Below are 12,352 nucleotides of genomic sequence, written 5' to 3'. Positions count from 1 at the left end.
TCATTCGTATATGATATTTTACTTAATTACTGAACGTCGTAGCGATCAGTATCCTTGTCTGCGAGTACGTCTGCAATACGACGACATGCTTGACCGTCACCATAAGGATTAACTGCCTTTGACATCTTCTCGTATGCTACTACATCTTCAAGAAGAGTGCTGACTTCATTCATGATTTTGTCATAATCTGCACCTACAAGATGAACAGTACCAGAGGCGAGGGCTTCAGGACGTTCGGTGGTATCTCGCATCACGAGTACTGGTTTACCAAGGCCTGGAGCTTCCTCCTGAATACCGCCTGAGTCAGTGAGAACGATAGTAGCTTTACTCATAAGGTGTATGAACTCGAGGTACTGAAGAGGTTCGATGAAGAAGAAGTTTGGACGGGTGAAATCCTCGCCAAACACCTCATGAATTGGCTTACGTACGTTAGGATTGAGGTGCATTGGATAAATAAAGTCCACCTCAGGATACTTCTCCGAGAGATTCTTCATGGCTGTCACCATACGGATGAAACCATCGCCAAAGTTCTCACGACGGTGACCAGTGATGAGGACAAGTTTCTTTCCTCCATTGAGACGTGTTATGTCGTAACCAGCCTGTGCGAGTACGTTGTCTTGCTCCTGCGCGAGAGTGGCATCGGTCTTGAACTTATCAACCACCATATGAAGAGCATCAATGACAGTATTGCCAGTGACATAAATATTACCATGTGCTTTCTCTTCGAGAAGGTTCTTCTCTGAAAGTGGAGTTGGAGAAAAGTTGTAAGTAGCAATACGCCCGGTGATCTGACGGTTCATCTCCTCTGGCCATGGACTGTAAATGTTATGAGTACGGAGACCTGCCTCTATGTGACCTACAGGAATCTGTGCATAGAATGCAGCAAGGGCTCCTGCGGTAGAGGTGGTAGTGTCTCCATGTACAAGCACTACATCAGGACGGCACTCCTTGAAGACCTCACGTAGGCCAGTGAGCACACGTATGGTCACATCAGTAAGATCTTGACCTTGTTTCATGATATTGAGGTCGTAATCAGGCTTCACATCAAAGATCTGGAGTACTTGGTCGAGCATTTCACGATGCTGACCAGTGACGCATATAATGGTTTCAAACTCGTCTGAACGCTTCTTGAACTCCTTCGCCAGCGGACACATCTTAATGGCCTCTGGACGCGTACCGAAGACAAGCATTACTTTTTTTGTCATATCAATATTTTCAAGTTATATTATAATTGTTTTTAATTATTTTATTTGAGTAGTATATCTTCGACTATATTCATGAAAAATACTTAGTTACTTTGGGAATTTTGATTATTTGTGTAACCGTAGCCCTTAACTAAAGTTACATTTCCTTTCTCCATACCATTTTATTTACAACACCGACATAAGACTGGATGATCTTAACAACTTTGTTGGAAACATCGTCTATGTAGTTTGGTACAGGAATACCATGATTACCGTCCTTAGTCATTTGTACTGCAAGATCAACTGACTGAAGAAGTCCTTTGGTATCGATACCACTCAAGATAAAGCAAGCTTTATCAAGTGCTTCTGGACGTTCCGTACTGGTACGGATACAAACAGCAGAGATTGGTTTGCCGATAGATGCATAGAAGCTTGACTCCTCTGGAAGTGTTCCAGAATCAGAGACTACACAAAAAGCATTCATCTGGAGACAGTTGTAATCATGAAAACCAAGAGGCTGCTGTACCTGGACACGAGAATCAAGCTGAAAACCTGATGCTACAAGACGGTTACGTGAGCGTGGGTGACAACTGTATAGAATAGGCATATCGTACTTCTCAGCCATCTTATTAATAGCAGTAAAGAGGGATGTGAAGTTCTTTTCAGTATCAATATTCTCTTCACGATGGGCTGAGAGAAGGATGTACCTGCCCTTCTCAAGGCCAAGACGCTGATGAATGTCTGAAGCCTTAATTTCAGCGAGGTTCTGATGGAGTACCTCTGCCATTGGAGAACCTGTAACGTATGTACGCTCACGAGGAAGGCCACACTCTGCAAGATATCGACGAGCGTGCTCCGAGTAGGCCATATTAACATCGGAGATAATATCTACGATACGACGATTGGTTTCCTCAGGAAGACATTCGTCCTTACAACGGTTACCGGCTTCCATGTGGAAGATAGGTATATGAAGACGCTTGGCTCCAATAACGCTGAGACAGCTGTTGGTGTCGCCAAGAACGAGTACTCCATCTGGCTTTGTCTGGACAAAGAGCTTATATGAGCAGTTGATGATATTACCACAAGTTGCACCAAGATCATCACCTACAGCATCCATATAGACTTCAGGCTCCTTTAATTTGAGATTCTTGAAGAATACACCATTCAGATTGTAGTCGTAGTTCTGACCGGTATGAACAAGGATGACATCAAAATACTGTCGACACTTGTTGATGACAGCTGCAAGACGAATAATCTCTGGACGAGTACCGACGATGATACAGAGTTTGAGTTTACCATTTTCCTGCCACTTCACGTTGCTATAATCGAATTTGGGAGTTTTATTTTCCATTTTTTATTTCTTTTCAACTGGGTCAAAGTATGTGTCTGTACGATTAGGATTGAACACCTCATTACAATACATTACAGTTACCAAGTCTTCGGTTTCACTTAAGTTAATAATGTTGTGAGTATAACCAGGGAGCATATGAACGGCTTTGATCTTTTCACCACATACTTCATAATTCCATACTTCATCCGTCCCCTCTTTGCGAAGCTGGATGAGACCATGACCGGCTACTACGATGAAGGTTTCCCATTTGCTGTGATGCCAGTGTTCGCCCTTGGTAATTCCTGGCTTGGAGATGTTGATACTTACCTGGCCATTGTTAAGGGTATGGATAAGCTCCGTAAATGATCCACGCTGATCAACATTCATCTTGAGATCTACGACTGCCTTTTCCTTGGGGAGATAAGAAAGGTAGGTTGTCATGAGTTTGTATTCAAGACTACCTTGTGGTACAGCCATGGCGGTCTGTACCTTACCTGTCTCAGGATTCACAGACTTGGCACACTCGTTAATAATGTCAACAATCTCACCAAGGGTGGTTTTGTGGGTAACTGGACAGTAGCAATAGTGGCCATCTTTCTGTGGAAGAACATCAAGACCTTCGAACTCACAACGATGCTCCTTACCTACAAGGGCAGCGATCATCTCATCAACGAGGTCATCAATGTAGAGAAGTTCCATCTCTACACTTCGGTCATTAACCTGAATGGGAAAGTCATTGGCAATGTTGTTACAGAAGGTAGCAACAGCACTATTGTAATTGGGGCGACACCATTTGCCGAAGAGATTTGGGAATCGGTAAATAAATATCTTGGCTCCTACTTCTTCACCATACTGAAAGAAGAGGGTTTCGCCTGCTTTCTTACTGCGACCATACTCAGAGTTACCAAAACGACCGGTAAGAGAAGCCTGAGCTGATGATGAGAGCATTACCGGGCAGGTGTTCTTATGTGCCTTCAGTGTATCAAGAAGGAAACTGGCGAACCCCCAATTACCTTGCATGAACTCATCCTGATTTTGTGGACGGTTGACACCTGCAAGGTTGAAGACGAAATCGGCTTCGGTACAGAAGTGTACTAGTTCTTCCCGAGTGTTACCAAGGTCGTACTCGAATACTTCATCTATCTGTACCCCTTTGTACCAACGAGCTTTACCATCCTTTATATTATTGAGTTGGGAGCAAAGGTTTTTTCCCACGAAACCTTTTGCTCCTGTAACCAAAATCTTCATACTTTATTACTTAGTAAGATTAACAATACTATTCAACTCGTTCTGAATATACTCAAGGCTCACAATCTTAGCCTTGGTTTCTTCAAGGTTCAAGCGATGTGTGTTGTCTGAGTTGAACTCAGACAACACACATCGCTTAGCATCACCTTTTGTGAAAAACTGATCATAGTTGAGTGAACGGTTATCAGCAGGTACTCGATAGAAGTCGCCCATATCCTCGGCCTTGGCGCATTCTTCGTTTGTGAGGAGAGTCTCATACATCTTCTCACCGTGACGGATACCGATGACCTTGATATTTTCCTTCTTGCTACCAAAGAGCTCACATACAGCCTCTGCCTGAGTCTGAATGGTACAGGCAGGAGCTTTTTGTACGAGGATATCACCATTTTGACCATGCTCAAAAGCGAAGAGTACAAGGTCAACAGCCTCTTCAAGAGACATGATAAAACGAGTCATCTTAGGCTCGGTAAGAGTGATAGGATTACCATTACGAATCTGGTCAATCCAAAGAGGAATTACAGAACCACGAGAGCACATTACATTACCATAACGCGTACAACAAATCTTGGTATCGCCAGAGTAGCGAGATTTAGCAACTGCAATTTTCTCCTCAATGGCTTTGGTGATACCCATCGCATTGATTGGGTATGCAGCCTTATCAGTGGAAAGACAGATTACAGACTTTACACCAGCCTCAATAGCTGCGGTGAGGACATTGTCTGTGCCAATAACATTGGTCTTAACAGCTTCCATAGGAAAGAACTCACATGAAGGAACCTGCTTTAGAGCAGCAGCATGGAAGATATAGTCAACACCAGGCATTGCATTACGACAACTCTGGAGGTTGCGAACGTCACCAATAAAGAACTTGATTTTACTCGCAACTTCAGGCATCTTAGCCTGATATTCGTGACGCATATCGTCTTGTTTCTTCTCATCACGACTGAATATACGAATCTCAGCGATATCTGTCTTCAGAAAACGATTAAGTACTGCATTACCGAATGAACCTGTGCCACCGGTAATCATGAGGGTTTTAGCTGCAAAAATGCTCATAATTATTACTAATAAAATAGTTACTTTAGACCCGTAACAGCCCTAAAGCATTTGTTTTTATAATTGTTTTATAAATTATTTAGGAGTATTATTATCCATTTCAAATGGATAATCTCATTATCTTTGACTGCAAGTTAACAGGTAAAGGTTATAACGAGTTCCTACTTTTATATTTCAAACTCGAACAGAGAACTCCGACAAGAACTTCTTTCACAGAATCAAGAAGTAAGATGCCACCATTATCCGTCGTCGTCACAAGAAACTACTATCAGACCGTTCTTTTCATTCAGACTCGATTCAAGGACATCCGGTAAAAAGGACATACGCCCCGTATTCTGGGACTTTTTTCAACTGTATGACGAACCTGCCTCCCTACATTCAAATTCGAAACGAGTATTTCCTAAACATATTCCTCTGAATTTAACATGTCATAAATGTGATTATTTATAAATTATTCTGACATCAATCCAATAACTCAAACCTCAAATACAAACCGTTACTTATACGGAAATCAACTCAAATGCGAGCAGAATTAATGGTAACAATTGATGCCTTATTAGATTTTATACTTCCTTATCTTCATTAGTAGAAACACCATCTACTCTAACTTATACAACTTTTTACAAACCTCATATTATTTTTAAAAGATGTTATAAAGTATTTTGTGTTTCACACAGAACAACTGGAAAAATTCCCCATGAGCCAAAACCCAGTTTAATACCGAAATATCTTTTATTATGGAACTCTCATTTGAGTACTTACAGTTGTTTTATCAAATATGTCATAAATGTCCAGTTCTTACGAACGTTTCAAAAAACAAGAGAAAAGATTCTTCAAACTTTTGCACTTTCCATGTTTGTGATCATGATTTTCGTCCCCATAACCGTAACCATAACCGTAGCCATAACCATAGCCATAACCGTAGCCATAACCGTAGCCCTTATGATCTGAAGGAACTCCATTCAATATCACCGACATATTACGAAGCTGCTCCTGGCGGTACATGTTCTCCAATTCCGGTAACTGACGACGATCCATCACACCTGAACGAACTACGAAAATGGTAAGATCGGCTACACGATTGACAATAGAAGCATCGGCCACCATACCCGCAGGAACATTATCCACAATGATATAATCATAACGTTTACGAAGTTCCGTTATCAGACGATCAAAGCGTTCACTCAACAACAATTCGGCAGGATTGGGAGGTACGGGACCGGAGAAAATAACATCCAGTTTTTCATACTCTTCACTCGTGCCCACAATATCGTCTACCTTATCCGTACTACCGGAAAGATAATGCGTCAACCCCATACGGTTGGAAGAGTTGGAGAAAATACCACTTAATGTTCCCTTACGGATATCAACGTCAATCAGGACCACTCGTTTATTGGTCTGGGCGATACTCATGGCCAGATTACTCGAGACAAACGTTTTACCCGCACCCGGATTGGCAGAAGTAAACATAACAACCTGCAACTTATCAGACTTTACACGCATAAAATCCATATTCGTACGGATGATACGGAAAGCCTCAGATACAGAATCACGACTGTTTTCACGGACAACAATGCCATCAGAATCTCCTCCCTTTTTATTGCCATGCCGAGGAATATTACCCAAGAAAGGAATGGTAAGTACTCCATCCAACTCCTTACGGGTACGGACTTTAGTATCCATCACATTCAACAACCAGAATACACCCATGGGAATACCTAAACCTAAAACAATGGAAGCCAAGAAAATTGTCATTGTTTTAGGTGCCACCGGAGCACTGCTACCCGAAGCAGCATCTATGATACGGGCATTACTCTCCGTAATAGCCTGTGTCAAGGCATTCTCCTCACGCTTATTCAACAAGTAAAGGTAAAGTTCCTCCTTGATCTTCTGCTGGCGTTCTACTGTAAGCACATATTTCTGCTGGGCAGGAACGGCCTCAATTCGCTTCGTGGTCTGCTCTTCCTGTTCACGGATATTCTTTAACTGGATATTCAGGCCGACAATCAGATTATCCACCGAACGAATAATCGTCTGCTTCATTGCACTCAGAGAGTTGTTCAGATCCATCACAATCGGGTTCTTACTGCTACTACCCACCACCAATTTATCACGTTTCAAGAGGATATCATTGTATTCCTTGATCTGGAATTCGACACTGTTATCCGATATACCCGTATTGGCAGGAATCAGGTCCGAACTTTTCTGAGGATCCGTCAAATACTCTTTAATATATTTAGCAATACTCAACTGGTTCTCCAGACTAAGACCCTCCTGCTGATAACGGCTCGTATTGGCAAGGTACATACCCGTTTCGGAAGTGATATCAGTCAACTGGTTCTCACGTTTAAAGCTCTCAATGTTTGCATCCACGCTACCCAATTCACGTTCGATAATAATCAAACGTTCATTGATAAACTTAGAGGTATTCACAGCTATCTGGTTCTTGTCATTGATCACATCCTCATTATAGACGGCAATAAGCATGTTCAGAATATCTTCTGCGCGGGCAGTAGAGACATCATCCAAAACCAGGTTGATAATAGTTGTTGTTTTACCGGCAAGAGAAACTTTCAACCTGCCGCGATACCCTTCGATGACACTTTCCAAGTTGGATTTGACCACATTTACAGGCTTACCATAAAAAACATCCGTATAATATAATGTAGGAGTGATAACCATCGGACCGATCGGAGTAGAAACCGTATCATTCAGATGCACATCCAAAACCTCTTCTGAACTAATTTCCCCACCGCCTACAGCCAAAGAAAAGTCGGAAAGACGTACCGTAACGGAATCGACAGGGGTAACCACTACTTTTATAATCTGCCGTTCCTCCGCCTCAGGAAAAGAAACGGTGACCGGAGCATGCGTATAAAGTTCATCATTGCGCAAACCATTTTTTACCTTATAACTCATATCCAAATGCAAACGCCGCGCAACCTCTTCCATCAAATGACGGGATTGAAAGACAAGTACTTCATTGTCCACATTACGTTTACCACCGAAAAGAGACAGATCAGAAAAAGCCGCAGATTCACTCATTCCGCCACCTTTAGAATCGTCACGAATCAGAACGGATGCTTTACGACTGTATACTTTGGAAGAAGATTTCAAATAAAAGAAAGCTACCCCACCACAGACCAGAACAGAAAGTATGAACCAGTACCAGTTAGCCAATACAAGATAGAAGATATCACTGATATTAATTTCTGACTCCTGCTTGCGGACATCATTGTTTTTGTATTCAGTATTCATTATTCTTTATTATATCCGGATTATTTAAACATGGTTACCATTAAAGAAGCGATGGAAGCCAATACCGAAACGGCAGACAGCCAAACGCTCACAGAATTATTGGAGTTAATACGGCTCTGCCCGGTCTTGGCTTTATTGGGTTCTACATACACAATATCATTCTGCTGCAGATAGTAACAGGGAGACTGAAAAATATCGGAAGAACGAAGATCATGATACAAAATACGACGTTTACCGTCTTTTTCACGGATAACGGCTACACGGTCGCGACGGCCATAAATGGTTAAATCACCCGCCATACTCAAAGCTTCCAATAAAGTAATACGGTCACCAGAGATATCAAATGTGCCCGGACGGGCAACCTCTCCCATCACAGAAACTTTAAAATTCAAAAACTGTACAGTGACAATAGGATCCTTTATCAGATCCTCCTCCATCAATTTCTGTTTTATCAATTCTGTCACCTGCATACGGGTTAAGCCCTCTACATGAAGTCTACCTAAAATGGGAAAATCGATATCTCCATTCTGATCAACCAGATACCCTAATAGCTTTTGCTGAACGGTATTCTGAGCTCCTATCTGATAAGTAACTACAGGCATATTAAACGGCAACGCCAATTCCATATCTTTGCTATTCACCAGAATAGCCAACAAATCATCCTTATGAATGATAACTTCATAATTCTTATCAATATTTTCTTCCTTTAAAGAAGTTATATCCTGCAAGTAAAGCACCTCTTTGGGAGCAGAACAGGACATGAAAAGTGTGACCAAGCACAACAAAAAATAATTCAGTATTCTAATACACATAAGATTTCTATTAAATAAAGTTCCGTATTGTTATTTGTATACAATTCTTATTATTCTACATCCCAGTTGCTCCAGGAATGTGCTTCCAGACTATTCAGATACTCAATAACTTCACATTCAGTTAAAGTTAACTCTCGACCTTCCCAACCGTTAATGATGGTATGAGCCTCTTTAGACAGTTCTTCATCAAATACCTCTCCATAACAAGCCACCAACAGTTGACATTTCAGCAAAGAAGCAGGAAGCTGATCAAGTATCTTCCAACTACGATCAAGAAGCTGTTGTATCTTTTGATTTTTATCACCATGATCATAGATGGTAGCATGATACCCTGTAAGCAGAACATAACAGAGCTGCGCTTCTTCCTCCGTATTAGAACCATGTAAATGGAAGAGACATTCAGATTGACGATAAACCTCCGTATTCAGTTTGCAGAATTCGTTGGAAAAAAGAGGAGTACCCTCAAAACCTAAATTAAGAAGTTCATGAGTGATACGCCGCAGAGTATCAATTTGTGATTGCAAAAACATGAGGAGTATTAATTGTTAAAATTAAAGTAAGCCAAATAAAAATCAGCAAAGGAGAATAATTTAATCTTCGATTTTTTCCATCAGGGAAGGATGAACATAGGTAGTAGCTACAGCCATAACCCCTTTTATACAGACAGATACGCGCCGATCTCCTTTGACACGAAGAATAACACCTTCCACACCTTCAAATATACCACCGGTAATACGTACCCGATCTCCCTTCTGCAATGCAGTTACAGCGGGATCAAGATAAACAATCTGTTCTTCATAATTACCGGAAACGGCAATGAAGCTACGCATCTGAGAATCCGGAACGGTAAGAGGGCGCTGTGTTTCACGATCCATAATATAACGAACGGATAAAGAAGAACCCACAGAACGTTTGATACGGTCAATACATACAAAGGAAGCATGAACAAATACAAGATTGTGTACTACAGGTACCAACTTACGTATCTTACGGTCCGCATGCTTGATATACTCATAGTGCATCGGAATAAAATTCTCAATATTTTCGGTATCAAGTACTTCCTTTAGTAGTAGTTCTCGGCTATAAGTAACACGAAGCGGATACCAGCAAATGTCTGTAGATTTGTTCACAATTGGATATTCTTTGGGGACACCGAAGTACTGAATTCACTTCCGGTCAAGCGTGTATAAAACTAACTTTTTAATCTTAGTACACTAACCCTCAGATGTATCCCTATCACAGGAGATAAACAATTTGAGGGGTGAGATGTAGTATGTACGTATTTATTTTCCCTTATACATATGTCATTATAAACGAGCCAATTGATTATGAAAAGTGTTTCAACAGACGTTCGTTTAATGACACACTTATTTTGAACTATTTTTTCATCTTCCAAATGAGATTAATCATTTAATAAACGGATTTTACTATATAACATAAATAGCTATATATCAATAATATATATAATTTAAAACAGAAATACAGATTATTTTATTGAGAAATATTTTGTACATTAAAGAATAGTATATACTTTTGTGTCATTAAACGAACGTCTATTGAAACACTTTTCTATTTAAAATAAGATTTTAATAATCAAAATATATATACGTATCATGTAATCTCTTCTTTTTATCGTTGATTCATTGTTCAAATCGTAACTTTTAACAATCTTTGCAAAGTAAAAAAATCATTTAAAATTCAAGTTTATGACAAACAACGATCAAAAAAAACAGATTTTAACGGTTCTATAAAAATAGAACTCAGCAACGGAGAAACAATAGAAGGTATTATTAATGTGCAGCGCATTGACAAACAAGAAATTGACCACAGAATAGTAATCAGACATCACAAAGGATCTTTAATAAAAGCATTAGCTATTTCGCTTTCCTCAGAAGAAAAACCAACAGTCAGTGTAGCAGAAATTGCCAAAGAGATCAATACTTTATTTCGATTTGAATACAAAAAACAAGGAATATATAAAGAGGTTGAATTCAAAACATTAACAACTGAAATTAGCAGAACGATCGCATCCCGTAAAAAGCAGATATAAGCTTCAAAAAGTAGATGCAATAAAAAATCCGCCATTTGAGCGGATTTTTACATTTATTCTACGATTAGTTCCATCCGAATATTATCCCGACCTTGCCGCCGTTATCGGAAAAATATAAACTCATAAAACAAAATGAAATGAAAAAAAGAAAATTGGAACCTATTATGGAGAATGTAAAAAGGAGATGGACAAGACAAATCGTACAAGAGAAAGGGTATACACAAACCACTGCTGTATGGATGGCAGAACGTATTGAGGCACTGATAGACTGGATGCAGCACGGATATGCGGTGATTGCCTACCGCAGGGCTATTGATGGAGAGTTTCAGTTTGTAAAGGCGACACTGATTTATTACAGATACGACTTCAAACGGGAGTACGAAGCAAGCAAAGTACAGGAAGCTGTGATGTACTGGGATGTAGAGGAAGCAATGTGGAAACGCTTCCGCCTGGAGAACTTTCTGGAATGGAAAAAGTGTATTTAATTGAAAATTGAAAGTTGAAAATTGAAAATTGCTGTTCAGCATGATAGCGCAGCCAATTTTCAACTTTCAACTTTCAATTTTCAACTTTCAATTAAACAAATATGGCAACAGAATTTAATGGAATCGTTTACTTCCCTACAAAAGCAACCTTCTTTGAAGGAGCAGTGTCCGAATCGTTAGAGGCGAAATATGGTATCAAAGGACCTTATCTGGTAATAAAAATACTTTGCAAGATATATAAAGAGGGGTATTACATACAATGGGATGAGGAACAATGTGAGATATTTGCCTATAAGCTGGGAAGGGAATATACGAAAGAAGAAGTAGACAGTATAATCGGTATACTAATTGAAAAAGGATTTTTTGATAAGAACAGCTATGAGGAGCATCGTATACTGACCTCGGTGGATATTCAGCGGGTATGGTTAGAGGCTACCAGCCGGAGAAAGAGGGATTTAACTAAATTACCCTATCTGCTAGAAGAGGTGAAATGTAAGGAGGAAGAGATAAAATGTAAGCAGAAAGAGAGTACGAACTCAGAAAATGCGAACATTTTTCCCGTTCAGATGGAGTTGAGTCTGGAAAATGCAGACATTTTCAGACAAAGTAAAGTAAAAGAAAGTAAAGTAGAAGAAAAGAAGAAGAAGGAGGAGGAGGATTCTATTTTGCCTCCACCTCCGGAATATGCGCTCAACAAAAAGACGCACAATTATGACGGCTTGCTACTGGCATTGGATCGGATTAAGGTGACGGACACCGGAGACATAAAGGCCATTCTACGAATGTCGAACTATGGGGAGATCGGTACTCCGGTGTGGAAGGTGCTGGCACAGACCTCGTGGGCTAAGATAGGGATGCCGGGAAAATATCTCATAAAGATACTCAGAAGTAGCTGATAATCAAGGCTTATAACATTGTACATTTTTGCT

General features: G+C 40.2%; 11 protein-coding genes. 3 read left to right on the top strand and 8 right to left on the bottom strand.

Annotation, left to right across the window (positions count from 1 at the left end; genetic code table 11):
* Positions 1-26: 26 nt before the first annotated feature.
* From wecB (K8P02_RS02090) to K8P02_RS02055, 8 genes are all read right to left on the bottom strand, one after another.
* On the bottom strand, positions 27-1,205 hold the full coding sequence (gene wecB, locus K8P02_RS02090; RefSeq protein ID WP_044166175.1) for a non-hydrolyzing UDP-N-acetylglucosamine 2-epimerase: 1,179 nt from the start codon (positions 1,203-1,205) through the stop codon (positions 27-29).
* A gap of 136 nt (positions 1,206-1,341) precedes the next feature.
* Complete coding sequence (gene wecB / locus K8P02_RS02085; protein ID WP_007484418.1) at positions 1,342-2,535, bottom strand: non-hydrolyzing UDP-N-acetylglucosamine 2-epimerase; 1,194 nt, start codon at positions 2,533-2,535, stop codon at positions 1,342-1,344.
* A gap of 3 nt (positions 2,536-2,538) precedes the next feature.
* Positions 2,539-3,762, bottom strand: coding sequence for a polysaccharide biosynthesis C-terminal domain-containing protein (locus K8P02_RS02080; RefSeq protein ID WP_007484417.1), 1,224 nt, complete (start codon positions 3,760-3,762; stop codon positions 2,539-2,541).
* A gap of 6 nt (positions 3,763-3,768) precedes the next feature.
* The gene (locus tag K8P02_RS02075; RefSeq protein WP_025868160.1) at positions 3,769-4,818 is read right to left on the bottom strand and encodes a polysaccharide biosynthesis protein; all 1,050 of its coding nucleotides are present in this window, start codon (positions 4,816-4,818) and stop codon (positions 3,769-3,771) included.
* 798 nt (positions 4,819-5,616) lie between these two features.
* Positions 5,617-8,076, bottom strand: a complete 2,460-nt coding sequence (locus K8P02_RS02070) for a GumC family protein (protein WP_007484415.1) — start codon at positions 8,074-8,076, stop codon at positions 5,617-5,619.
* A 20-nt stretch (positions 8,077-8,096) separates the two neighbouring features.
* Positions 8,097-8,888: a polysaccharide biosynthesis/export family protein gene (locus K8P02_RS02065; RefSeq protein WP_007484414.1), complete on the bottom strand. Its 792-nt coding sequence runs from the start codon at positions 8,886-8,888 to the stop codon at positions 8,097-8,099.
* Between the two features lie 50 nt (positions 8,889-8,938).
* Entirely contained in the window at positions 8,939-9,418 is a 480-nt protein-coding gene (locus tag K8P02_RS02060) for a UpxZ family transcription anti-terminator antagonist (RefSeq protein WP_007484413.1), read from the bottom strand.
* Between the two features lie 60 nt (positions 9,419-9,478).
* Positions 9,479-10,018: a UpxY family transcription antiterminator gene (locus K8P02_RS02055; protein ID WP_007484411.1), complete on the bottom strand. Its 540-nt coding sequence runs from the start codon at positions 10,016-10,018 to the stop codon at positions 9,479-9,481.
* 665 nt (positions 10,019-10,683) lie between these two features.
* On the opposite strand from K8P02_RS02055, the gene K8P02_RS02050 reads away from it, so the two are divergent.
* The 3 genes from K8P02_RS02050 to K8P02_RS02040 all read left to right on the top strand — a co-directional run bounded on the left by K8P02_RS02050 (position 10,684) and on the right by K8P02_RS02040 (position 12,319).
* Entirely contained in the window at positions 10,684-10,938 is a 255-nt protein-coding gene (locus K8P02_RS02050) for a hypothetical protein (protein ID WP_155921388.1), read from the top strand.
* Between the two features lie 137 nt (positions 10,939-11,075).
* A complete protein-coding gene (locus K8P02_RS02045) occupies positions 11,076-11,423 on the top strand; it encodes an SH3 beta-barrel fold-containing protein (protein WP_007484405.1) in 348 nt (115 codons plus the stop codon).
* Positions 11,424-11,524: 101 nt separating this feature from the next.
* Positions 11,525-12,319, top strand: a complete 795-nt coding sequence (locus K8P02_RS02040) for a DUF4373 domain-containing protein (RefSeq protein ID WP_007484403.1) — start codon at positions 11,525-11,527, stop codon at positions 12,317-12,319.
* Positions 12,320-12,352 lie beyond the last annotated feature (33 nt).

Origin of the sequence: Bacteroides nordii (assembly GCF_019930665.1) — a bacterium.
GTDB classification, from domain to species: domain Bacteria; phylum Bacteroidota; class Bacteroidia; order Bacteroidales; family Bacteroidaceae; genus Bacteroides; species Bacteroides nordii.
The sequence above is the reverse complement of the archived record's forward strand: the minus strand, read 5'-3'. Positions and strand labels throughout refer to the sequence as shown.

Excerpts from the sequence above, each read along its gene's own strand:
- K8P02_RS02070 (WP_007484415.1), bottom strand. The coding sequence starts at position 8,076 with ATGAATACTGAATACAAAAACAATGATGTCCGCAAGCAGGAGTCAGAA.
- wecB (WP_007484418.1), bottom strand. The coding sequence starts at position 2,535 with ATGGAAAATAAAACTCCCAAATTCGATTATAGCAACGTGAAGTGGCAG.
- wecB (WP_044166175.1), bottom strand. The coding sequence starts at position 1,205 with ATGACAAAAAAAGTAATGCTTGTCTTCGGTACGCGTCCAGAGGCCATT.
- K8P02_RS02065 (WP_007484414.1), bottom strand. The coding sequence starts at position 8,888 with ATGTGTATTAGAATACTGAATTATTTTTTGTTGTGCTTGGTCACACTT.
- K8P02_RS02060 (WP_007484413.1), bottom strand. The coding sequence starts at position 9,418 with ATGTTTTTGCAATCACAAATTGATACTCTGCGGCGTATCACTCATGAA.
- K8P02_RS02075 (WP_025868160.1), bottom strand. The coding sequence starts at position 4,818 with ATGAGCATTTTTGCAGCTAAAACCCTCATGATTACCGGTGGCACAGGT.
- K8P02_RS02045 (WP_007484405.1), top strand. The coding sequence starts at position 11,076 with ATGAAAAAAAGAAAATTGGAACCTATTATGGAGAATGTAAAAAGGAGA.
- K8P02_RS02040 (WP_007484403.1), top strand. The coding sequence starts at position 11,525 with ATGGCAACAGAATTTAATGGAATCGTTTACTTCCCTACAAAAGCAACC.
- K8P02_RS02080 (WP_007484417.1), bottom strand. The coding sequence starts at position 3,762 with ATGAAGATTTTGGTTACAGGAGCAAAAGGTTTCGTGGGAAAAAACCTT.